Annotated in this window: 21 protein-coding genes; 8 read left to right on the top strand and 13 right to left on the bottom strand. The window is 59.7% G+C overall.

The window, feature by feature from the left end:
* On the top strand, positions 1 to 933 hold the full coding sequence (gene rfbD, locus HDF15_RS04260; protein ID WP_184253083.1) for a dTDP-4-dehydrorhamnose reductase: 933 nt from the start codon (positions 1 to 3) through the stop codon (positions 931 to 933).
* Between the two features lie 42 nt (positions 934 to 975).
* Here the strand turns inward: rfbD and rfbC are convergent, their stop codons facing one another.
* The gene (gene rfbC, locus HDF15_RS04255) at positions 976 to 1539 is read right to left on the bottom strand and encodes a dTDP-4-dehydrorhamnose 3,5-epimerase (protein WP_184253081.1); all 564 of its coding nucleotides are present in this window, start codon (positions 1537 to 1539) and stop codon (positions 976 to 978) included.
* Between the two features lie 427 nt (positions 1540 to 1966).
* Here rfbC and HDF15_RS04250 point away from each other — a divergent pair, with 427 nt between their 5' ends.
* From HDF15_RS04250 to HDF15_RS04235, 4 genes are all read left to right on the top strand, one after another.
* A complete protein-coding gene (locus tag HDF15_RS04250; protein ID WP_184253079.1) occupies positions 1967 to 3313 on the top strand; it encodes a nitrate/sulfonate/bicarbonate ABC transporter ATP-binding protein in 1347 nt (448 codons plus the stop codon).
* The gene (locus HDF15_RS04245) at positions 3310 to 5082 is read left to right on the top strand and encodes an ABC transporter permease subunit (protein WP_184253078.1); all 1773 of its coding nucleotides are present in this window, start codon (positions 3310 to 3312) and stop codon (positions 5080 to 5082) included. The genes HDF15_RS04250 and HDF15_RS04245 overlap by 4 nt, the downstream gene beginning before the upstream one ends.
* Positions 5083 to 5150: 68 nt before the next feature.
* On the top strand, positions 5151 to 6449 hold the full coding sequence (locus HDF15_RS04240; protein WP_184253076.1) for an aminotransferase class I/II-fold pyridoxal phosphate-dependent enzyme: 1299 nt from the start codon (positions 5151 to 5153) through the stop codon (positions 6447 to 6449).
* Complete coding sequence (locus HDF15_RS04235; RefSeq protein WP_260330826.1) at positions 6412 to 7437, top strand: NAD(P)-dependent oxidoreductase; 1026 nt, start codon at positions 6412 to 6414, stop codon at positions 7435 to 7437. The genes HDF15_RS04240 and HDF15_RS04235 overlap by 38 nt, the downstream gene beginning before the upstream one ends.
* A gap of 419 nt (positions 7438 to 7856) precedes the next feature.
* Here the strand turns inward: HDF15_RS04235 and HDF15_RS04230 are convergent, their stop codons facing one another.
* Both HDF15_RS04230 and HDF15_RS04225 read right to left on the bottom strand, forming a co-directional pair.
* Positions 7857 to 9068: a beta-ketoacyl synthase gene (locus HDF15_RS04230; protein WP_184253072.1), complete on the bottom strand. Its 1212-nt coding sequence runs from the start codon at positions 9066 to 9068 to the stop codon at positions 7857 to 7859.
* Between the two features lies 1 nt (position 9069).
* Positions 9070 to 9336 carry an acyl carrier protein gene (locus tag HDF15_RS04225; protein WP_184253070.1) on the bottom strand — a complete coding sequence of 89 codons (267 nt, stop codon included), beginning with the start codon at positions 9334 to 9336 and terminating at the stop codon, positions 9070 to 9072.
* 200 nt (positions 9337 to 9536) lie between these two features.
* Here HDF15_RS04225 and HDF15_RS04220 point away from each other — a divergent pair, with 200 nt between their 5' ends.
* Entirely contained in the window at positions 9537 to 10289 is a 753-nt protein-coding gene (locus HDF15_RS04220) for a dienelactone hydrolase family protein (RefSeq protein WP_184253068.1), read from the top strand.
* 16 nt (positions 10290 to 10305) lie between these two features.
* On the opposite strand, the gene HDF15_RS04215 is transcribed toward HDF15_RS04220, so the two are convergent.
* Both HDF15_RS04215 and HDF15_RS04210 read right to left on the bottom strand, forming a co-directional pair.
* Positions 10306 to 11154, bottom strand: a complete 849-nt coding sequence (locus tag HDF15_RS04215; RefSeq protein ID WP_184253066.1) for an ABC transporter ATP-binding protein — start codon at positions 11152 to 11154, stop codon at positions 10306 to 10308.
* 5 nt (positions 11155 to 11159) lie between these two features.
* Positions 11160 to 11939, bottom strand: coding sequence for an ABC transporter permease (locus HDF15_RS04210; RefSeq protein ID WP_184253064.1), 780 nt, complete (start codon positions 11937 to 11939; stop codon positions 11160 to 11162).
* A 168-nt stretch (positions 11940 to 12107) separates the two neighbouring features.
* Between HDF15_RS04210 and HDF15_RS04205 the strand changes: the two genes are divergently transcribed.
* Both HDF15_RS04205 and HDF15_RS04200 read left to right on the top strand, forming a co-directional pair.
* A complete protein-coding gene (locus tag HDF15_RS04205) occupies positions 12108 to 13223 on the top strand; it encodes a zinc-binding dehydrogenase (protein WP_260330825.1) in 1116 nt (371 codons plus the stop codon).
* A gap of 118 nt (positions 13224 to 13341) precedes the next feature.
* Complete coding sequence (locus HDF15_RS04200) at positions 13342 to 14289, top strand: phytoene/squalene synthase family protein (RefSeq protein ID WP_184253061.1); 948 nt, start codon at positions 13342 to 13344, stop codon at positions 14287 to 14289.
* Between the two features lie 302 nt (positions 14290 to 14591).
* Here the strand turns inward: HDF15_RS04200 and HDF15_RS04195 are convergent, their stop codons facing one another.
* From HDF15_RS04195 to HDF15_RS04160, 8 genes are all read right to left on the bottom strand, one after another.
* Positions 14592 to 14981: an EamA family transporter gene (locus tag HDF15_RS04195; protein ID WP_184253059.1), complete on the bottom strand. Its 390-nt coding sequence runs from the start codon at positions 14979 to 14981 to the stop codon at positions 14592 to 14594.
* Positions 14981 to 15409, bottom strand: coding sequence for an EamA family transporter (locus HDF15_RS04190; RefSeq protein ID WP_184253057.1), 429 nt, complete (start codon positions 15407 to 15409; stop codon positions 14981 to 14983). Before HDF15_RS04190 ends, HDF15_RS04195 begins: the two co-directional genes overlap by 1 nt.
* A gap of 83 nt (positions 15410 to 15492) precedes the next feature.
* Positions 15493 to 16971 carry a hopanoid biosynthesis associated radical SAM protein HpnJ gene (gene hpnJ, locus HDF15_RS04185; protein WP_184253055.1) on the bottom strand — a complete coding sequence of 493 codons (1479 nt, stop codon included), beginning with the start codon at positions 16969 to 16971 and terminating at the stop codon, positions 15493 to 15495.
* 109 nt (positions 16972 to 17080) lie between these two features.
* Positions 17081 to 18442 carry a TolC family protein gene (locus tag HDF15_RS04180; RefSeq protein ID WP_184253053.1) on the bottom strand — a complete coding sequence of 454 codons (1362 nt, stop codon included), beginning with the start codon at positions 18440 to 18442 and terminating at the stop codon, positions 17081 to 17083.
* Positions 18443 to 18485: 43 nt separating this feature from the next.
* Complete coding sequence (locus tag HDF15_RS04175) at positions 18486 to 19484, bottom strand: lipopolysaccharide assembly protein LapB (RefSeq protein WP_260330824.1); 999 nt, start codon at positions 19482 to 19484, stop codon at positions 18486 to 18488.
* Positions 19485 to 20648: an efflux RND transporter periplasmic adaptor subunit gene (locus HDF15_RS04170; protein WP_260330823.1), complete on the bottom strand. Its 1164-nt coding sequence runs from the start codon at positions 20646 to 20648 to the stop codon at positions 19485 to 19487.
* A 169-nt stretch (positions 20649 to 20817) separates the two neighbouring features.
* Positions 20818 to 22647 (bottom strand): single-stranded-DNA-specific exonuclease RecJ, encoded by a 1830-nt coding sequence (recJ, locus tag HDF15_RS04165; protein WP_184253051.1) that lies wholly within the window; start codon positions 22645 to 22647, stop codon positions 20818 to 20820.
* Between the two features lie 7 nt (positions 22648 to 22654).
* Entirely contained in the window at positions 22655 to 23116 is a 462-nt protein-coding gene (locus tag HDF15_RS04160) for a hypothetical protein (RefSeq protein ID WP_014265790.1), read from the bottom strand.
* Positions 23117 to 23149 lie beyond the last annotated feature (33 nt).

The following is a 23149-nucleotide window of genomic DNA, read 5'->3' as shown; positions in this document are numbered from 1 at the left end:
ATGATCGATGCTCCTATCCTGCTTATCGGAGCGAATGGCCAGGTTGGCAGCGAGCTGTTGCCCATGCTCAATGCCCTTGGCCCTGTTGTTGCCGTGACCCGGGCAGAGCTCGATCTAACCGATGCCGCTGCGATTCGCGCGACGGTGCGACAGGTGAAGCCACGATGGATCGTGAACGCCGCGGCTTACACCGCTGTCGATAAGGCCGAAAGCGATATCCAGACTGCCTTTGCTATCAATGGCGATGCTCCTGGTGTCCTTGGCGAAGAGGCCGCTCGAATTGGTGCTGCCGTGCTTCACTTCTCTACCGATTATGTCTTTGCCGGCGATGGAACTCGTCCCTGGTGCGAAGACGATCCGGTGAACCCGCTGGGTGTTTATGGGGCATCGAAGCTTGCCGGCGAGCAGGCCCTTGCAGCCAGTGGCGCGGCTCACCTGACCTTTCGGACAAGTTGGGTCTTCGGGGCCCGAGGCAAGAACTTTCTGCTGACGATCCTCAAATTCGCTCGCGAGCGTGAGGAGCTGCGAATCGTCGATGACCAGTACGGCGCTCCGACCTGGTCGCGTACGCTTGCTCGTCTGGCCACGCATACGATTCTTCGCGGCGAGAAAGACGCGGCGACCCAAGGCGGAACGCTCGTTGAGGCCATGCAGCCCCTCCGTGGGATCTATCACGCCTGTAGCGCAGGGTGTACGACCTGGTTCGGCTTCGCGTCAGAGTTTGTTGGACTGGCACAGCGCGCTCGTCCCGAACAGGCATTTGCCAGGCTGGCTCCTGTCTCTTCCGATGCCTATCCAACGCCTGCAAAGCGGCCTCAGAACTCGCGCATGAACTGCGAGAAGCTGGCGCGCACGCTTGAGTTTGAACTGCCGACATGGCAGGATTCAACGGCAGAGGTGATGGCTGAGTGGCTTTCCACGGTTTCTGAGTAAAGCGTGTTCGTGGAACCGTAGAAAGCCTCAGGCGCGTGGTGCTTACTTGTTTTGATAGGGCGGGGGCAGTTCAGCCTCCGCCAGCAGGTTTCCAATCGCATCTTTGGCAGAGACTGAGGGGACTCCGATTCCATCGAGTGGCCACGTGATGTTAAGTGTTGGATCGTCCCAGCGTACGCAGCGCTCGCCGGCGGGATAGTAGAAGTTGGTGGTCTTATAAAGCACGTTGGCGGTTTCTGAGAGAACGACAAAGCCGTGCCCAAACCCCTCGGGAATCCAGAGGAACTCGATCTCTTCTCCCTTGAGATCGAACCCGGCCCATTTGCCGAAGTCCGGCGAGTTTGGTCGAAGGTCGACCGCGACATCCCAGATATGACCTGAGAGCGCACGAACCAGTTTGCCTTGTTGTTCCCCTAGTTGGTAGTGCAGTCCACGCAGGACTCCTCGCCGTGAAAAGGATTGATTGTCCTGGACAAAGCGATCCGGCAGGCCTGCCGCCGAAAAGCTTCTTGCGTTGAAGACCTCGGAGAACCAGCCGCGCTCGTCCCCATGCTTTTTAGGACGTACAAGTTTCACATCACGCAAGCTGGTTTCAGAAATTTCCATACTGCATTTTAACATGGCTAACTTCAACAGCCGTTCGATTCAGGGATGCGGGGATGCTCCACTTCATGCCTTCTAATCCTGCAGAATATCTCTGTTCCTGCGCAGGGTTTTATGTCGCAGGAAGTAATTTCGGATCTCCAGAACAGAGCAGAGATTAGAAGCAAACAATCCGGTGCCCATCTTTATGTTTGCCCTTGTAGAGTCCTTAGGGCAGTGGCAGGCGCGGTTGTTTCAATGGAGCTCGCGCACGACAGTCGATATCCACACCATCAGCTTGTATATGAACGGCAGATCAATTGATATAGATGTAGGGCGGCTGAAAATGATGCTGGAATCACTGTGGAAAGCCGCCAACCCTTTTAGCTGTCGTATCTTGTGCGACAGTCTGGCCTGCGCAGCAGGGTGGTCTTAGGAAAGTAAGAAACTTATGCAAACTTCGATCATTCGCGCCGAGCAGATTGAAAAATATTATGCGCAGCCAAGCGAGAACCGCATTCAGGTCATCTCGCCTACCGATCTTTCCATCGTTCCGGGCCAGATCGTTGCTTTGCTGGGGCCATCGGGCTCAGGAAAATCGACACTGCTGCGCATGTTGACGGGGCTTTCAGAGCCGTCGGCTGGACAGGTGTACTGGCATGAAAAGCCGGTTGCCACAGCGGATATGAACGTCTCCATCGTCTTTCAAAGCTTTGCGCTCTTTCCCTGGCTGACGGTACTCGAAAATGTAGAGGCTCCGTTGAAAGCCCGTGGCATGGAGATGGCTGAGCGCCGGCGGCGTACCCTGGCGATTCTGGATACGGTTGGTCTCGATGGCTTTCAGGCCGCTTATCCCAAGGAGCTCTCGGGTGGTATGCGGCAGAGAGTAGGCTTTGCCCGGGCGCTGGTGGTCGAGCCGGAGGTTCTCTTCATGGACGAGCCTTTTTCCGCGCTCGATGTACTGACGGCAGAGAATCTGCGCAGCGAACTGCTGGAGCTCTGGCAGAAGAAGACCATCCCAACGCAGGCCATCTTCCTGGTAACGCACAATATCGAAGAGGCGGTGTTGCTGGCTGATCGAATCATCGTGCTTGGCCGCAATCCAGGACGAGTTCGGACGGACTTCGAGGTTAGCCTCGCGCACCCGAGAGACCGCAAGGGACCGGCATTTCACCAACTGGTTGATTACATCTACAAGGTCCTGACCCAGCCGGAGGAGCAGCCACCAGAGTTGCCGCAGACGAACGGCAGCCAGCCGGTGCGGGCCGCAATCCACAAGCAGTATCAGATGCTGCCGCATGCACGTCCCGGCGGTGTTGCAGGATTGCTGGAGCTGCTGGAAGACCACAGCGGCAAGTACGACATGTATCGCCTGGCCGACGATCTAGCCTTCGAGATTGACCACCTTCTTCCTATTGTGGATGCGGCACAGATGCTCGGTTTCCTTACCGTGACGGAAGGCGCTGCTGTCATCTCTCCGCTGGGAGCCGAGTATGCGAACTCCGAGATCCTGCGGCAGAAGGAGTTGTTTCGCGAGTCGGCCATCGAACACGTTCTTTTGCTGCGGCAGATCGTGCGTGCGATCGAGGCCAAGAGCGACCATACCGTCTCCGAAGACTTCTTCCACGACATGCTGGATGAGCAGTTCACAGAGGAAGAGACGATTCGTCAGTTAGAGACTGCCGTGAACTGGGGACGGTACGCGGAGCTATTCGACTTCGACGCCTCACGCCGCCGTTTCGTGCAGGCTGAGAAGTTGCATGCGCAGGCAGAATCCTTTGTGGAGAGCGGCGTTTGATTCGGCTTCCCGGCAGCTTGAGCTCCATCCGTGGCCGTGAGACGCTGGCACGCGCGCAGGCGCTGAAGCGTACCTGGCCAGTGGTCATGGACCTGTGCGTTGCCGGCATCGGCCTCGCCTGCTTTTATGGTGTGGTGCGCATCGCCCATTACTGGTTTGGGCATGCGGAGCCGGAGATCGTCATCTCGCTCAGTCCACGTGCGCTTCCGCTCTATGCGTTTTATTCGATCGTGCGTATCGGCCTCGCTTACATTCTGAGTCTGCTCTTCGCTGTCGGCTATGGATATGTTGCCGCGTACAGCCGCCGGTTGGAACCGTTGATGGTGGCAGGATTGGATATCTGCCAGTCGATCCCGGTCCTGAGTTTTTTGCCGGGCGTGATGCTGGCGATGGTGGCGCTTTTTCCCACCCGGCAAATCGGCGTTGAGATGGGGGCGATCCTGCTCATCTTTACCGGTGAGGTCTGGAACATGGCCTTCAGCTTCTATTCGTCGATCAAGAGCATCCCGCGCGAACTGAGTGAAGCCGCTTCTATCTATCGGTTTTCGCGCTGGCAGCGGCTGTGGCAACTCGAGTTGCCGTATGGAGCCATCGGGTTGGTGTGGAACTCGATGGTGTCGGTGGCCGGCGGCTGGTTCTTTCTCATGGCCTGCGAGATGTTCGTGCTGGGCACGCGGGATTTCCGCCTGCCTGGGCTAGGTTCCTACCTGCAGACGGCGGCGAGTGAAAACGATACGCGGGCGATCGTCATGGGTCTTGCCGTAATGATCGGCATTATCGTGGCGATCGATCAGTTGATCTGGCGCCCTGCGATTGTCTGGAGCGACAAGTTCAAGTTCGAGCAGGTTGAAGGTGGCGCGCACGTGCGTTCGCCGCTGTTGCACCTTCTCACTCATTCTGGGGCACTGCGTACGCTGCGACGCCACACGCTCGATCCGGTGTCGGAGAACATCTACTGCTCTCTGGCGCAGCGGCGGGAGCGGCGACTCAGTCTTGCGGATGGAGTCACGGAGAAGAAGGGAAGCGCGTGGTTCCGGTGGGTAGCGGTGCTACTGCTGCTCGTGGCTGTGATCTACCTGGCTTCGGAGGCCTTGATCCTGCTTCGTCAGGTAAGAGCGCCACAACTCGTGGCTGTTCTACACGGCGCTGCTGCGACGTTCCTGCGGGTGAATATAGCGCTGGTGATCGCCGCGGCCTGGACGATCCCGGTCGGCGTCGCTATCGGCTTTAATCCTAAGCTCGCGCGGATTGCGCAGCCCCTGGCTCAGATCGCCGCTTCTGTACCGGCGACGGCTTTGTTTCCCGTGATCCTGCTGGCCCTGATCCGGGTAGGCGGAGGGATGGGAATCGCGTCTATTCTGCTGATGCTGATTGGAACGCAGTGGTACATCCTGTTCAACGTGATCGCCGGGGCAATGGCGATTCCGTCCGATCTGCGCGAGGTGGCCCAGTTGTTCCACTTCAGCACGCTCCAGCGCTGGCGCACGGTCATCCTGCCGGGTATCTTTCCTTTCCTGATTACGGGAATGGTTACGGCATCGGGCGGCGCGTGGAACGCTAGCATCATCGCGGAGTACTTCCATCTGAATAACCAGACCATGCAGACTGTAGGCCTCGGAGCGCAGATCAGCTCGGCAACGGATCACGGGGAGTTCCATCTGCTGCTGCTCTCCACGATTGTGATGGCGCTGATGGTGGTCACGATCAATCGGCTGGTATGGCGGCCCTTGTATCGTCTATCGGAGACGCGCTATAAGCTGGATGCGTAACTGCAATAACTGGGCAGTTTTTATAAGGAAAAGAAAGAATTGTAGCTCGCGCGATATATTGGGTATTCATGCGTACTCAACCACCCAGCGAAGAAACCGCCACCCCAGCTAAGAAGAACTTCCCCTCCTCTTCAGGTCAGATGTTCCAGGACTACTTTGCCTCCGATCGCAAAGATACCTATAAGAAGCATGACCTCATCGATGCGCGGGCACGCAGACTGTTCGAGAATACGGCCCTGGCCTGCTCGATCGATGCCTATCCGTTTCAGGCTCCGCTGAGCAGCCGGTCCGGGCCTGAGGTTGTGATGGACGGTCACAGGATGCTGATGCTGTCGTCCTACGATTACCTGGGATTGATCGGCGACCCGCGCGTGGATGAAGCTGCAATTGAGGCGATACGACGGTACGGTACAGGGACGGGAGGCGTTCGTCTTCTGACGGGAACGCTGGACCTGCACCAGGAGATGGAACATGCCCTGGCGGAGTTCAAGGGAACTCAGTCGACTATTACCTTCACCTCGGGATATGCCGCGAATCTGGCCGTGATCAGCGCGCTCTTCGGGCCTGCCGATCGGGTGATCGCCGATGCGCTCTCGCACCGGAGCCTGATGGATGCGTGCCGCCTGGCAGGAGTTCAGGTCCAGAGGTTTGAGCACAACAATCCGGCGTCTCTGCGGCATGAGTTGGAGAACGGGCCGGAGGCGAATCGCACGCTGATTATCTCGGACGGCGTGTTCTCGATGGATGGCGATATCGGCTGTCTTCCTGAACTGATCGCCTTGAAGAAGGAGTTCGACTGCTTCCTGCTGATGGATGAGTCGCATGCGAGCGGCGTACTGGGCAAGCATGGACGCGGAACGGATGAGCACTTTGGCGTGCCGACGGATGAGGTCGATATCTGGACCGGATCTCTGGCGAAGGGGATTCCCGCGAGCGGAGGCTTCGTCGCTGTGTCGCAGCGGCTGTCTATCTTCTTGCAGCATGCTTCGGCTCCCTTTATCTTTTCGGGAGCGATGGCGGCGCCTGTAGCCGCAGCTGTTCTCGCGACGTTGAAGATCCTGAAGCAGGAGCCGGAGCGCGTCGCACGGCTGCAGGCGAACGCGATCTTCCTGCGCGAGGGACTCCAGAGCCTCGGATACGATACAGGGCTCTCTGAGACCGCGGTGATCCCGGTCATGCTGAATGACGACACGACAACGGCGCTGTTTGCGCGGAAGCTGCGCGACCATGGAATTCTGGTGTCGCCGGTGCTGTTTCCTGCTGTAGCGCAGGGCGCGGCGCGGTTGCGGCTATGCGTGACGGCGGCCCATACGCAGGAGCATCTCGAGTTTGCGCTGGACGTCTTCTCCAAGATGCGGAGCGAATAGCGTGCCGGTGATGGTGACGGGGGCGAGCGGGTTCCTGGGAGGCCGGTTGGCGGAGGTGCTGGCGCGCGAAGGCGAGCAGGTAACCGTGCTGGCTCGTCCCAACGCCGACCTTCGTCACCTGTCTGCGTCGCACGTGCGGGTAGTGCGGGGGAGCCTGACGGATCGAGACTCCTTGTTGGAATCCGTGCGCGAGGCGACCCACATCTTTCACTGCGCGGCGGCTTCGACCGACTGGGCCTCGATGGAGGTCTACGTCGAGAGCAACGTACGGGGGACGGAGATGCTGCTCGCGGCGGCGCGGGAGGCTCGTCAGCTCGAACGCTTCGTCCACGTCAGCACGACGGATGTCTATGGCTATCCGGTGATTCCATGCGCTGAGACTGGCGCGCTTCGGGATGTGGGGCTACCGTACAACCGGACGAAGATCCTGGCGGAGGAAGCCGTCTGGCGCGCTGCGCGGGAGGACGGCCTGCCGGTGACGGTAGTCCGGCCTGCGACGATCTATGGGCCTCGCGGAAAGGCCTTTGTGACCGACATTGCGGACCTGCTGCGGCAGGGTCAGATGGCTCATATCGCGGGAGGAAGAACGACGGGCGGGTTTCTGTATGTCGACAATGCGGTAGATGCCATGATGTCGGCGGCCCAGAGCCCTTCGACTCTGGGGCAGGTCTATAACCTGACCGACGGAACCGGAGTGCGGTGGCATGAGTATGTGGCCGCGCTGGCGGATGGACTGGGCTATAAGCAGCCCTGGATCAATCTTTCCTACGGGGTGGCCATGGCGGTGGCGAGTGTGATGGAGGCTCCCTACCATCTTCTGAAGGCGTTGCCGGGAAGACCGTTGCTGACGCGGCACGCGGTGTCTCTCCTGGGGCGGGACCAGGAGTATCCGAGCGAAAAGGCGCGCACGGAGTTTGGCTTTCTTCCGCAGGTATCGATGGCGGAGGGGATAGCCCGGTCGGTGGCGTGGTTGAAGACTCTGAGCTAGGGAGTTCATCAAATTACTATTTTGGGTTGAAGATTGAGCCGTGTAAATAGCTTCCTGTGGCAAGAACGGAAGGGCCTGGCTTCAGCCAGGCCACAAACGCCAGGTCAAAGTCCTGTACCGTTCTGCCGAAGGCCGGAGTGGAGGCGCAGCCGTAACGACTGAATTGCTTTTTCGGTGCTGCCAAGACTGTGCAGGGCTCGCCAAGGGTACAGTCGTGGTGAGGGTGGCGGTTTCGCTACGATCAAAGAAGGCAATGCAGTCGTTGCGCCCTGCGGGCTTCACTCCAGCCTTCGGCAGAGAGGTAGGGTCCTTTGGCTCGACGTTTTACGGCACGGTTGAAACCGTGCCCTTCCGCTCCGTGCCTCAACAAAACTGTTGCACAGTTCGATTTCTCTCCCAAAGCAGTTTGATGACAGGCTCTAAACGAAAGCTTTGAAGGCCAGTACAGCGTTCAACCCGCCGAAGGCAAAGGAGTTCGAGAGGCAAGCCTCTACAGAAGCCATGCGGGCTTGGTTGGGGATGACGTCTAGGTCGCAGGCAGGGTCCGCTGTAAGAAAGTTTGCAGTAGGCGGAAGAATGCCGTGCCTGAGACTGAGGATGCTGGACACAGCTTCGATCGCACCGGCTGCACCCAGCGCATGACCGTGCATGGACTTGGTGGAACTGACAGCTAGTTTCCCGGCGTGTGAGCCGAAGACGCTATGGATCGCCGCCGTTTCAATGCGGTCGTTAGCTTCGGTCGCTGTCCCGTGGGCATTGATGTAGCCAATCTGCTCAGGAGCGAGGCTCCCGTCACGAAGAGCGAGTTTCATGGCACGGCTGGGGCCTGTGGCGACGGGCTGGGTGATGTGGCCGGCGTCGGCGGACATGCCGAAGCCGACGATCTCGGCGAGCGGGCGAGCTCCGCGGGCGAGTGCTGCCTCCAGAGGCTCGAGCACCAGCATCCCGGCACCTTCGCCGAGGACCAGGCCGCTGCGTTCGGCAGAGAAGGGGCGGCAGGTATCTTTGCTGACGACCCGCAGAGCCTCCCAGGCCTTGAGGCCGCCGAGAAACATGGGAGCTTCGCTGCCACCCGCGATGGCGAGGGGCGCAGCCCCGGAGCGGACCATCCAGAAAGCCTGGCCGATGGCGTGAGCAGACGACGCGCAGGCGGTGGAGATGGTATAGGCCGGGCCTTCGATGCCGAACTGCATGCAGATATGGCTGGCACCGGCGTTGCTCATGCTGAGGGGAATCGTGAGCGGGTGGACGCGGCTCTTGCCGTTATGGAAGAGCTCCCAATAGCCGCTTTCTTCCGCCCCCCGTCCGCCCAGGCAGGAACCGGTAATCACGGCTGTTTCTTCGCGCAGAGTCTGTGTCCACTCAATCCCTGCTTCGGCAAGCGCCTCGCGGGCAGAGAGAACCGCGAACTGCGCGAAGCGGTCCATGAGCGAGATATCTTTGGCTTCGAAGTACTCTTCGGGAACATAGCCCCGAACCTCAGCGCCATGCTTGAACCGGATCTGCGAGGTGTCGATGTTCTCGATCTCGCGGATGCCGGAGGTTCCCGTGGTCAATGACTGCCAAAACCCGGCAGTGTTATGGCCAAGCGCGCTGATAACACCTGTTCCTGTGACGACAACCCGGTGCATGTTATTCGGAGGGCGAAGAGGAGGTCTTCGCTTGGAGAAGATGGGTGATTCCTTCAACCATCTCGTGGATATTCTTGATTTGCTTGGCTTCTTCGTCGTTGATCTCGATGTCGAATTCACTCTCGAGGTCGAAGAGAATATTGAGGCGGTCCAGCGAGTCTATTCCGAGGGCCTCGAAGCTGCCGTCGGCCTGAACACTTTCGAGGGGCAGTCGTTTCGAGGTCGCAATGACTTTGAGAACACGATCTTGGATGGTCAGGCTTGACAAGGTAAGGTACGGTCCTAGAGGGAATTAGAGGGGATCAAAAACAAATCCGCATGAAATGGATTAACACTTTCGATTCTATCCTGACTTCTCTGAACTACTCGACGAATTCAGTGCAGCCCATCATACGTCCCCAAAAATAAACACGCAAAGCCCGCATAGTAGACTCGGCGAAGCTGGAGTTACTTCTACTGGAGTTCTAAATGATCGTCATCGATAACGAGTACGTGGACCTGGAAACCCCCACAGGCAGCATGCGGACGCACATCGTCCGGCCCTCCGCTCCGGGGCGGTTTCCGGGAATCCTGATGTTTTCCGAGATCTTTCAGGTTACGAGTCCCATTCATCGGACTGCCGTGCAACTTGCCGGCCACGGCTATGTCGTTGCAGTACCGGAGATTTATCATGAGTTTGAGCCTGCGGGCACGGTATTTGCCTATGATCAGGCAGGCTCCGACCGTGGCAACGCGCTGAAGACCGCCAAGCCCGTCTCCGCTTACGACAGCGATGCCCGGGCGGTGTTGGCGCATCTGGCGGAACGGTCCGACTGCACGGGACGGCTCGGCGTCATGGGCATCTGCCTCGGAGGCCATCTCGCATTTCGTGCAGCCATGAACCCGGAGGTACTGGGCGCGGTCTGCTTTTATGCGACCGACATCCACAAGGGCACCCTTGGACTTGGAATGAAGGATGATTCCATGGCCCGCGCGGGTGAGATCAAAGGGGAACTGTTGATGGCCTGGGGCCGCCAGGACCCGCACATCCCGACCGAGGGCCGCATGCAGGTGCTTACCCGGCTAAACGAGGTGGGAACGAAGCTTAACTGGCATGAGGTCAACGGAGCGCATGCATTTCTGCGCGATGAAGGAGTTCGCTACGATGCGGACCTGGCGCGCAGCACATTTGGGCTGGCTTTGAGCCTGTTTCATCGGACATTGGCGGTTGGAGCGCCGTAGGAGCAGAGCAGCGCTGCTACTCCAGATAAGCCCTGAGCCAGGGGTCCTGCGTGTGCGTTAACTCATGGGTCGTGCCGTCGAAGACGATCTTTCCTTCATTCAGCACGAGAAACTTCGTGCCCGGATCGAGCTTGCCATCAGGAATGGGCTCCATATGGCCCGTCGACTGACTGAAGCGATGGGTTGCCAGCGTAAAGGCATCCTGCAGCCGATGCGTAATCAGCAGCGAGGTCGTGTTGGAGACGTCTCGCTGCTTCACTACCAGCTCGATGATGGTGGTCGAGGTGATGGGGTCGAGGCCTCCGGTAGGGGAGTCGTAGAGGATCAGGTCGGGCTTGCTGATGATGGCTCGTGCGATGGAGACGCGCCGCCGCATGCCGCCGCTCAACTCCGGCGGGAATTTGGTGATGGCCTTCTCCAGCTCGACGAAACGCAGGGCCTCGACGACGCGGTCGTGGGCTTCAGCTTCGGGGACGCGCTCTTCGTGCAGGCGATAGGCCACGTTATCTTCGACGGTGAGGGAGTCGAAGAGCGCACTCTCCTGAAACACCATGCCGATATGCGCGCGCAGCTCGAAGATCTCGCGCTCGGACATGCCGGACAGCGGCTTGCCGAAGATCCAGATCTCTCCGCTGTCCGGCTTGAGCAAACCATTCGCCAGCTTCAGCAAGGTGCTTTTGCCACCGCCCGCGGGGCCAAGGATGATGCGGGTTTCGCCGCGTTCGACGCGGAATGAGATGTTCTTCAGAACGTGGTTTTGCTCGAAGCCGATGGAGACGTCTTTGAACTCGACGATCGCCGCGCCGGGCGGCATCTCGATCGAGGGCTGTGCGGCGACTTGTAAATCAGGTGTGGGCAGGGTCATCGCCGTTACCTTCCAAAGATCCCGATCATGAGCTGCGTCACGAGAAAATCGACAAGAATGATCAGGACAGAAGAGGCAACGACGGCCTGCGTGGTGGCTTTGCCGACACCCTGGGTGCCTCCGGTAGTGCGGAGGCCGTAGTAGCAGCCGATGGTCGCGATGATGAAGCCTGAAAACAGCGGCTTGACCAGGCCCTCTACGACGTCACCCCCGACCAGCGACATGTAGGCCGTGTGGAAGAAGGCCGGACCGTTGAGGCGCAGCAGGACGACGGCCACCAGGGCTCCGCCGCCTGTGCCGCAGGCGTCCGAGATGATGGTCAGGAAGAAGAGCATGAAGACCGTCGCGACCAGGCGCGGTGTTACCAGCTTGCGAATCGGGTCGGTCCCCAGAGCGCGCATGGCGTCGATCTGCTCGGTCACCTTCATCGAGCCCAGCTCGCTGGCCATGCCGGAGGCATTGCGGCCGGAGACCATCAGCCCGGTCAGCACGGGGCCCAGCTCTTTGACCATCGAAAGCGCGACCAGCTTCCCGGTCATATTGATGGCGCCGAACTCTTTGAGCGAGACAGCCGCCTGCAGGGCGAGAACGCAGCCGGTAAAAAAGCCTGTCAGAACGACGATAGGAAGCGACCCAACGCCGATGGAGTCCATCTGCGTGAAGGTGTCGGCGATATAGCGCGGGTTCGTGAAGAGGTTGCCGATCGCGCGTCCGGACAGCAAGGAGTATTCCTGCACCGAGGCAACGATGTTCTTCGCGAAGGCTCCTGGGGAGACAAGTTTCATGCGGTTCGCTGTGGGTCAGATTATCAGATGCGTCAGCGGACCTACGAGCATCTAGTTGAGTAGAGACATTTCTAACGCAGAGGGCTCTGGGGTCTTGCGTCACTTGACCTTCATGAAACCTCGGTACCCTCTGCATTAAAGATTTCCTTTAAATGAGAAAATAGAAGGATGGCCGAGACCATGAAAGCTGCCGTGCTGCACGCCAGGGAAGACCTCCGGATGGAGCGCGTCCCTGTGCCCACAGCGGGCCCTGGTGAACTGGTGTTGCGGGTAGACGCCGCGTTGACCTGCGGTACAGACCTCAAAGTGTTCCGTCGCGGATATCACGCGAAGATGTTGACGCTCAACCGCCTCTTCGGCCATGAGCTGGCGGGGACAGTCGTTGAAGTGGGCGAGGGCGTTACCTCCTTCGCGCTCGGCGATCGCGTCGTTCCGCTCAACTCCGCGCCCTGCGATGACTGTTTCTTCTGCCGCCAGGGCCAGCAGAACCTCTGTGACGATCTGCTGTTCAACAACGGGGCCTATGCCGAGTTCATCGGCATTCCCGCGCGGATTGTCGAGAAGAACACCCTCAAGCTTCCAGCGGCGATGCCGTTCGAGCACGCTGCGCTTACCGAGCCGCTGGCCTGCGTGATGCGCGGCCTTGAGGAGTCGCAGGCAAAGGCCGGGCAGACGGTGATCGTGCTGGGCGCTGGCCCCATCGGGCTGTTGTTCATTCATGCCGCGTCGCTGGCAGGCCTGTATGTGATCGCGGTAGTCAAGCGTTCGGACCAGGTAGATACAGCGAAGCGCTTCGGCGCGGAGCAGGTCTTGCGCATCGGCGATGTCGCCGACCCTATTGCCGCGGCTCGCGCACTCACGCCCGAGGGCCGGGGAGCGGACATCGTGATCGAAGCCGTCGCCACGCCCGAGGCCTGGCAGTGGGCAGCACAGATGGCGCGCAAAGGCGGGCTGATCAACCTCTTTGGCGGCCCTCCCGCAGGCACGACGGTCCAGTTCGATACCAACCTGCTGCACTACTCCGATCTCACGCTCAAGGCGAGCTTTCATCACACGCCTTCTACCGCGCGAGCGGCGTTCGATCTGCTGTGCTCGGGCCGCTTCCAGTGCCAGGATTTCCTTACCGGTACTGCTACTCTCGATGAGGTGCCGGAGGTCTTTACGCGCATGCTGGTGCGTCCGGCCGAGGGGATCGTTCCCGAGATCAAGACGGCGATCTTTCCCGGTCGTCCGGCGAACGAGCTGCATCCAGCATTTGCTGCGGCAGAGAAGGTGAGCGCGTAATGAGTGCAACGTCCTGTGGTCACGAAGGCCGCAAAGCTGCGCCTGCTGGCGGCGCGTTGTCAGGGAAGGCGGGCGCGATATTGCGGCCTGCGCGGAAGTTCCCAAAGGAGTTGAGCCAGTGAGCACACCAGAGATTACAGCGGCCTATGCGGTTTGCCGCGACATCGCCAAGCGCGAGGCCAAGAACTTCTATTACGCATTTCGCGTCTTGCCGCAGCACAAGTCCGACGCGATGTGCGCGGTCTATGCGTTCATGCGCAAGGCCGACGATCTCGCCGATGACGAGTCGCTCTCCCTGGAGGCTCGCCGCGACGCCATGACAGCATGGACAGCCGCCTGGCGGGAGTCGCGCACCTCGCCGACGAACGACCCGGTGTTTCTCGCTCTCAAAGACACGCAGCAGCGCTTTGAGATTCCCGACGATCTTCTCGAACAGCTGGTTGCAGGCACGACCCTCGACCTCAATCCGCAGCCCGAGGGAGTCACAACTCTGGTCGTACAGGACCACCGGTGTTTCGATCGCACGCTACAGGTCTATGACAACTTTGCGGCGCTGCATCATTACTGCTATCTCGTAGCCTCGGTCGTCGGGCTCGTTTGCATTCGTATCTTTGGCTACAAGGACCGCCGTGCCGAACAGCTCGCGATCGACACGGGCGTTGCCTTTCAGCTTACGAACATCCTGCGCGATGTAAAGGAAGACGCGGAGCGTGGGCGGATCTATCTCTCCGCCGACCTGCTGAGCGAGCACGGTGTTACTCCCGAGCATCTGTTGGCTGTTACTGAAGGGAAAGCGTCAAGCCCGGCTGACATTGCTCTATTGCGGGGCTTTGAGAAGCACGCCCAGACGCTCTATCGCAGCGCCGATGAGTTGATCCCTCTGCTCGATCCGGATTCGCGTGCTGCCATGCGAGTGCTGGTGCGGATCTATCGCGGGCTGCTCAACCTTATCGCCGAAGAGCCCACGGCAGTCTTCCGCGGACGCGTCTCGATGCCGACTTCACGGAAGCTCGGAATTCTCCTTGTCGGCATGGTGCAATCGATGAAGGCGCGCCGCTCGGCGTGAATCTTGGGGAACGCTGCAAGCTTTGTTGCCGCTGGGTAGAGGCTAGTTAAGGACCAGGACCTGCATCTGTTTTTGCCCTTGATTTTCTGGTTTGTCATTCCGAGCGCAGCGAGCGAACCTGCTGTCTCCCGTTCTTTGGTCGGATCACCTGGAAAACATGTAGCTGGAACTGGAGCGCGGTCTGAACTGCCGCACAACATTTGTCGTGGCACTGGCAAAGAACGGGAGACAGCAGGTTCGCTCGCTACGCTCGGAATGACAAACCAGAAAAGCAAATAATTAAAAGCAAGACCTATCCAGCTTCAATGCGCGATCAGCGCCACACCCACAGCCACAAAGCAAGTGGCCAGCCACCGCCGCCGGTCCACCTTTTCGTGCAGGAACCACTTCGCTGCGATGGCATTACCGATGTACGTAAGAGACGCAATGGCAGGCGCCGCCAGCGACAAATCCGCGATGCTCAGGGCAAACAGCATCGCAAAGAAGTTGAGCGCCATGCACAGTGCCCCAATAAAAAACTTCCCATTCGTCAGCACTGCCCTGATCGTGCCAACCAGTCCACTCTTTGCCCGAATGTCATCCAGGTCGCCAAGCTCGCGCATGCCCGCTGCGATCAGGACCTCTCCCGCCACGGCCAGCGCGGAGACGAAGAAGATCGAACCCCATACTCGTATGATCTGCGGTGCAAGCATTAGCGGCCCACCCCGGAGTCCATCGTATCCAGCTCGTGATGCTCGGTCCTTGACGGCCCGCCCGCGACAAAGCCTACAGCGCAGACGATCAGCAGAATGCCGGCCCACCGGGTGGGGGACAGCTGCTCATGCAGCCAGAAACGTCCCAGAAGGGCAATGACCACGTAGCCGAACGCCGTCGCCGGCATGACAAAGGTAAGATCGGCCCAGCTCAGTGCTGTCGTGTAGCAGGCAAAGAAGCCGATCAGCAGCACAATCCCGGCGTCGACAAAGGGATTGAAGAGCGCATGCCAGAGCAGCCCGAGGTGATGCAGATCCACCTGTCCTACCTGTCCCATGCCCCGCGACAACAGGGAATCGCCTACGGACGCTGTGAGCATAATCGCTATCAGGACAGCGTACTGTGATGGCTTGAGTGTGTGCTTCATACGAGTGCCCTATCAACGTTGGGTCGCAAACAAAAAGGAAAGGCGGAGCAGGAATGCTCCGCCTCCTGTTTCTTCGAGCCGAACTACGCGTTCATGCTCACGCTCTCCTGCTGCTTCAGAGCGTTCTCTTCCTTCTTGGCGCGAGCAGCCTTATTGCGCTGCGAGCGCAGCTTCATAAAGCTCTTGGCCTCGACGTAGAGACGGGGCACGTCGCGGTTCACGATGGCCTTCCAGACCACGCGGAACGCGGCCTTGGGACGGAAATAGTACTCATCGTAGAACTTGTGAACCATCTCCATCACGTACTCGGTCGGAAGACCGGGGTACTCGATGTGCGCCATCTGGTGGCCGCCGCCGTCTTCCATGTTCTCGTTGGTGATGAAGTCGTTGCGCTTCGCGTAGTCGTAGAACTCCGTGCCAGGGTAAGCGTGAGCGACCGACACCTGAATCGTCTCGCAATCCAGCTGCTTGGCGAAGTTTATCGTGTTCCAGATCGACTCCTTGGTCTCACCCGGGAGGCCGAGAATGAAGTCGGCATGGATGATCAGCCCGAGGTCATGGCAATCCTTGACGAAGTCGCGTGCACGTTCGACGGTTGCACCCTTCTTGATGTTCTTCAGGATCTGCGGATCGCCTGACTCGAAGCCGACGATCAGCAGGCGGCAGCCGGCTTCCTTCATGGCCTTGAGGGTGTCGCGGTCGGTGGTAACGCGCGAGGTGCAGCTCCAGGTGATGCCGAGCGGCTTCAGCTTCGCGCAAAGCTCGATGGTGCGGACCTTTTGAATGTTGAAGGTATCGTCGTCGAAGAAGAATTCCTTGACGTCGGGGAAGTTCTGCTTCGCCCAGGCCATCTCGGCCGCCACATCATCGGAGGACCGTTTGCGCCACGCATGACCCGAGAGGGTCTGGGGCCAGAGGCAGAAGGTGCACTGTGCCGGGCAGCCGCGCGTCGAGTAGAGCGAGATGTACGGGTGCAGCAGGAACGGCACGTTGTAGCGTGTCACGTCCATGTCGCGCTTGTAGATCTTGGTGGCCCAGGGCATCGCGTCGAGGTCTTCGACCTGCGGGCGGTCCGGGGTGTGCTGGATGACGCCGTTGGCGTCCTTGTAGCTGATTCCGAGGATCTCATTCAGTGGCTTGCCGTTGGCAAACTCCACAACCGAAAAGTCGAACTCGCGGCGGCAGATGAAGTCGAGGACTTCGCACTCATTCAGCGCACGGTCCGGATCGGTGGTAACCGGGGGCCCGACGAAGCAGATCTTCATCGTCGGATTGGCCTTCTTGATGGCGCGAGCCAAACCATGATCGCCGGCCCAGCCTACGGTCGAGGTGAAGAGCACCAGAAACTCATAGTCCTTGGCGATTTCGATCGTCTGCTCCGCCGAGACGTGATGAGGCGGAGCGTCCAGGAGCTTTGACCCTTCCAGCATTCCCGCCGGATAAGCGAGCCAGACCGGGTACCAGTACGATTCGATCTCGCGTGTGGCCGGCCAGCGAGAGCTGGCGCCACCATCAAAATTTTCAAAGGAAGGCGGGTTCAGGAGCAGGGTTTTCAGTGGCATATCAATAGGGTCAATTTTACCACTTTGTAAACTCTCATGTTGCTTCAACCTGTGTTACAGGGGGCACCCTGTGTGGTGCAGGGCTTGAAGGAAAGACGCATGCACCGCGTTAGTGTGCTAAGGGCTTAATCACGGTACCAGCCGGTTGAGTGAGGGGAATCTTTAGCCATTCATCGAGTTGACCCGTCTGGCGCAGCAGATTAACCTGGGCTTGCCTCAGTTGCAACTGAGCGTTGAGCAGATCGAGCGACCGCTGGCTGGCCTGGAGACGGGCGTTCTGCTCATCTTTGGGGGTCATCTGCGGCTTGTTGGGATCGCCTGAGGAAGCATTGAGCTGAACGAGGATCGCATCGAGCTGCCCCTGCGCGATGTCGCGCTGGATCTCGGCGGTCTCACTGCTCGCCTGGATCTCGGCCAGACTGTGCCGAAGCTTCAGGCGGCCTTCCATAAATTGATTGCGCTGATCCTCTGCTTCGAAGCGAGCACGATGGGCCTCAGCGGCTGTCTCTCGTGCATGATCTTCGTGGCTGCGGTCAAAGATGGGGAGGGTGATTTGAATCTCGACGGAGAATGTATTGTCGCTCTTGCCCCCGAACTGCGGATAGTAATCGAGGAAGTCGCTCTCGCTGGTATCGATACGGCTGTAGTCCGCTCCGAAGCTTATCTGCGGCCGAAAACGGTAACGGGAATCTCCAAAGGCCGTCTCCTGCTTGCTCCTGGCGCTGGCGAAGGCGGCCTTGATACCGAAGCTGTCCGTCTCGTTGTTAGCGGACATGTCAATGGGCGGCATCGCGGGAATCGAATCCGGGACCGTGACCAACGGGCGCTCCGGCAGACCGATCAGGCGAGCGAGGTGGTCGGATAAGGCAGAGACATCGTCATCTGTGTGCAGTTGCGACTCGCGAATCTGGGACGCGGTCAGGCGCGCATGAAGGAGATCCATGGGCGTGTCCTGCCCTGCATTGAGACGAGTCTGGACAATGGTGACCAAACGCGTAGCAAACCCGTATTCCTCATTCAGGGCGGCCTGTCGCCGTTGTGCGTTGTCGAGGTTCAGATAAGTGACGACGACGTCTTCCGCTACCTGGTCGCGTGTCTCCTGCAGGGAGAGGTTCGCCGCCTGTAGCCCTGAGGTGGCTGCGCGAACATAGTCTTGCTGCGAAAAATTGAAGAGCAGGGACCGGCTGGAGAGAGCGATGACCGTGGGCAGACCGGAGGGAGCGCCTGTGCCTTTGCCGTAACCACCATCGACGCCCACAGTGGGAATATAGGGATCACGGGTCTGTGCGAGTGCGGCCTCGGCCTTCGTCACAGAAGCCTGGGCTGCCAGAACCTTGGGATTGCTGCGCAACGCAAGATCCACGGCCGAAGTCAGCGAGATCTGCGCGGAGGCGCAGGCGCAAAGGCTCAGGGCCAGTCCGACCCCCATCGCTTTTGACCACCGGATTTGCATCGTTCTCTTCAGCAACATTCTCTCCTGCTCCACCTTACGACGCGATTGCGATCTTCGTCACTTAAAGCTGCTGCATGGCCTTCTGCGCAGGGGCATATTCATGGGCCAGAGCGAGGGCCTGGGCAAACTCATCGCGAGCGCCTGCTTTATTTCCAAGCTTTTGCAGTAGTTTGCCCAACAGGACATGAACCTTGAAGGCGGGCGCTGCATCGCTCTTCGCGTTGGATGCCAGATAGTCGCGCAGTGTCTGTTCGGTCAACTTCGGTTCAATGTGCATGTCGAGCAGGATGCTGGCGACATCCACCAGCGAAGCGTCGTGGGACCGATCGACGCTGAGTGCCTGACGTAAGGCATCGAGGGCCTTGCCTTTATCGTTGCGGCGCGCATAGTAGGCACCCAGGTCTGTCCAGGCATCGGGACGTCCTGCGACGGCTACTGCAGCGCGAAACTCGCGCTCTGCGGTGGCATGGTCTTTATTTTTTTCGGCTGCAAGTCCGCGCGTGCGGTGAGCCTGCTGTGGAAGTTGCGCTTCTACCCGGGAGGCGAGTGCTGCTGCCTTGTCGAGCCCTCCGCCCACGATAGCGGGCGCTCCGATGTAGTACTCGCTGAGATCGTTCACAGCATCGCCGTTCCTGGGATCGAGATCAACGGCCGCTTCAAAGGCGTTCTTGACCTTGCTGGCCAGCTTGTAGCCTGCAAGGGGGCCGGAGTGGCTGGCTTTGATGCCGTAGGCGCGACCCATCCAGTCCTGGGCCATGCTGTTTTTATCCAGTACCGACAAAGCTGCTTCACATTCCGCTACGGCAGCATCGGGTAGCTCCTCCGCATAGAACGCGCGGCACAACAGCAGGTGTGCCGCTCCATCCTTTGGGTTGGCTGCAACGAGGGTGCGCAAACCTGCAATTGCCTCATCTGCCCGGCCTTGCATCAAGGCATGCTCACTGGCAATTCGCTGGCTGGCTGCAACGTCGGCAGAGAAGCAGGGAAGAGCCGACGCAGCAAGCACTCCAGCGATCAAAATACTGTGCAGGCCCCGTCGTTGGATATCTGTTCTTCCCATCTACTGCTGCGCCTTTACTACCTTTACTTCGAGCCCGTCTATCAGGTCAGCTTCCGTGGTTGCGCCGGTGACGACGGTGTCGCCCTCAGACAGCCCCTGTGTGATTTCAGCACGCGTCAGGTTCAAGCCCAACCCGACCTGGACTGGCGTTTTGCGCAGCCGTCCATTGACGATCTTGAAGATAAAGTTGTTGGGGCCATCGGTGTGCAGCGCCTCGCGAGGCACGCTCAACACGTGCAGGCGTTGCTGCGTAATCACCTTGACCGTGACATTCGTGTTGGGGAGCAGATCGCCATTGGCATCTTCGACAGTGATAATGCACTCACCGACGTAGCGGGTTCCGTATTTGATGATGGTTGTCGGAATCTGCAGGATGTGTCCATGCCATATGCGGTCGGGCTTGGCGTCCCAGAGGATGGTTACAGGTTGGCCGTCGGCGAGTTTGCCTACCTCAGGCTCGTCGAAGTAGGCCTGAATCTGAATATGTGTAAGATCCGCAACGTCCAGCAAGGTATCGCCGCCCGCCACGAAGTCGTATTGGGCTACCGGAATGTAGTAGACCGTGCCAGGCATCGGAGAGTGAATGTCGATGTCCGCGAGGGCCTTCTGTGCAGCCTCGAGAGCGGCGTGCGCCTGGGCCACCTGGGCCTGCAGGGGGGCGATATCGTTGGGGCCGTAGGGGCTGGAGTGGTGTGTCTGCAGGGTAGCCAGACGCGCCTGACTCTCGGAGAGGCGCTGTTTTGCCGTGGCCACCTCATTCGCCGATGCCGCTCCCTTCGCCTGGAGAGCCTCTAACGCCGACAGAGAAGTGGCAGCCTGCTGCTCCTGTACCTGGGCAGCGCTCATGTCAGACGTCTGCGTTTGCAGTTCTCCATGCGTGCCGCCGTTTTGCAGGTTCTTCAGGTTCGATTCGCTCGATTGCAGGGAAGCCTGGGCGGCAACGACGTTCTTGCGAGCTTCGCTGTCGTCCATCCGGACGAGTTCCTGCCCCTTGCTGACCTTCTCCCCCACTGTAACGAAGAGCTTCTTGACCGCGCCGGGCGCGACCGCATGGGCCTGAAAATCGTCCAGGGGTTGGACGATGCCGTTCGCTGAAACGGGAATGGCAATGTCCTCATACCCCACCGTAGCGGTATGAACGGCCACGGTGCTGCGTAAGGCCATATGAACTAGCAGGAAGAGAGCACCGCACGCGATTAGCGCGACAATACCCCACATCCAACCGCGTGTTTGACTGGACTCTCGTTGTGCCATAAGCAAAGCGTCAGTATATAGGACGTCTAATCTTTCAAAGCGAAGCAAAAACTTTTACACACAGGTGTTTACGAGGATTCTACCTGTTGTTGGCTGCACCCGAACGGATAGCGATGATCTCCAACTCCCATCCTCCGAAGTCAGGGTGCCAGTTGCGCCGAAGACGATAGGCAAGGTCGAGCAGACTGCCTTGCATCCAGCCTTCCTCGCGGGCTCGAGCGGCCCAGTCGGTGCGCCGTCCCCATGCCATGCCCCCCCACCGCGAACCGTCGTCGGGGTCCTCTACTGTCAGACGTAGATGCCGGTCCTTGACGACCTTGGGCGCGATGGCCAGCCGCACCCCATAGCTGAGAAACACGGGCTCGGCATTCCCGTTGCCGAAGGGGCCAAGCTGTTCGAGGGCGACCAGAAAATCAGGCGTGATCTCGCCGAGTCGCAGCTCAAGATCGCAATCCAGCTTCGTGATCCCGTCGTCCGTCGTGCGCTTCGAGGCCGCATACCTGGCCATGCGGTTGCGCAGGTCTTCCACCTGGCTGGAGGGCAGTGAAAAACCCACCGCATGCGCATGTCCGCCGAAGCGTGCGAAGAGCTGAGTGTCCTCCTCGGTGTCGATGCTTGTGAGGGCATCGAGCAGATGAAATCCGGCGACGGACCGGCCGGAGCCATAGGCCTGCCCCTCTTCATGCGCCAGCACCAAAGAGGGCCTGCCCGTACGGTCGACGACACGGGAGGCCAGGATGCCGATCACGCCGCGATGCCAGGCTGGATCGTCCAGCACCAGGCAGGCCGCAAGCCCATCGGGAGATGCGACCATCACGGCCAGCCGGTCCTCGATCTCGCGCAGAGCTTCGGCTTCGGTTGTCCGGCGTTCCTCGTTCAGTCGATGCAGCTTCTCGGCGAGGGTGCGAGCCATCGCCGGGTCCCGGGTAAGAAACATCTCCACAACATCGCTGGCGATGTCCATGCGGCCGGCGGCGTTGATGCGCGGAGCCAGGCGAAACCCGATGTCGGTTGCCGAGATGGCGCGCGAGGTGTCGATCTGGGACAGCTCCATCAGGGCCTTGAGTCCTGCCTGTGACGGCTTCCGCAGCTCAAGCAGGCCCAGCGCTGCGATGACCCGGTTCTCCCCGGTCAGGGGAACGGCATCTGCGATCGTGGCGATCGCCAGCAGCTTCAGGAAGGAGGGCAGCGTCTTTTCGCGCAGACGGAGGCGCTCGTCCTCCTGCTGGACTGAGCTTTCGAGCAGGGCCTGCGCCAGCTTAAAGGCCACCGCCGCTCCGCAGAGCTCTTTGTAGGGATACTCGCAGCCCGGCTGGTTCGGATTCACCACGGCCACGGCTCGCGGAACGCCTTCCGCCCCGTCCGGCAGATGATGGTCGGTCACGATGAGATCGAGGCCGACACGCTCGGCCTCTTCGGCAGCGGCGAAGGCACGGATGCCGGTGTCGACGCTGACGATGAGGCGTACGCCCTCGGCGGCTGCCGCCTCGATGCGGAGCTCCTGCATCCCATAGCCTTCGCGAATGCGGTGGGGGATGTGATATCGAATGTCGGCGGTGACGCCCATCGCCGCCGCAGCCCGTTCTGCCGCGGTCTTCAGAAGCACGGTAGCCACGGTGCCGTCGACGTCGTAGTCGCCGTAGATGAGCACCGGCTCCTGCAGGAGCAGTGCCGTACGGAGACGCGCCACAGCCTTATCCATGCCGAGCATGAGGGAGGGATCGTGCAGTTGGTCGAGCGAGGGGGACAGAAAAGCCCTGGCCGCCGTTACGGTTTCGATTCCACGGCAAACCAGCAGGCAGGCGATCGCCGGCGGAAGGCCTAGCTCTCGCTCCAACTGCTTTGCTGTATCGGAAACCTTGCCTGCGACGACCCACTGGGTAACCTGGGTGAGGGGTGGCGCACTCACGCGAGCCTCAGTCTTCGTCGCTATCGTCAACGATAATCTGTCCGAGATCGGTGACCGTTTCCATCAGTTCCTGGAAGACGTCATACCATTCGGTGGCGGTCTCGTAGAGAAACATCACACCGCCATGCGAGAAGCCGAGCTGCAGGTAGCCGGTCTTGCCGACGTGCTGGGTCAGATCCTGGGCTTCTTCGAGCTCGGCTGCGTCGTGGTCCGGATAGTTGTGGTCGCGCACCTGTCCGATCAGCGTCGCAACATCCTCAGGCTCGAGGACGACTTCGCTCATCGTCAGAAACGGGGCATTGGCGGATTTGGCGTGCTCGACGAAGTCTTTCCATCCGTCAATATCGTCTTCCTCGAAGATGACCGTTGGTACATCTTCGGGCACATAACCGTTCATACGCCTCATGCCATGCCCGGCGATGAAGGCCACCATATCGTCTTTGAGTGTAGAGAGATCGTCCAAATGCATAAAGGCCATTCTCGCAGATGCGGGAGACTCGTG

Source organism: Granulicella mallensis, from assembly GCF_014203225.1.
In the GTDB taxonomy this organism is placed as follows: Bacteria; Acidobacteriota; Terriglobia; order Terriglobales; family Acidobacteriaceae; genus Granulicella; species Granulicella mallensis_A.
The sequence above is the reverse complement of the archived record's forward strand: the minus strand, read 5'-3'. Positions and strand labels throughout refer to the sequence as shown.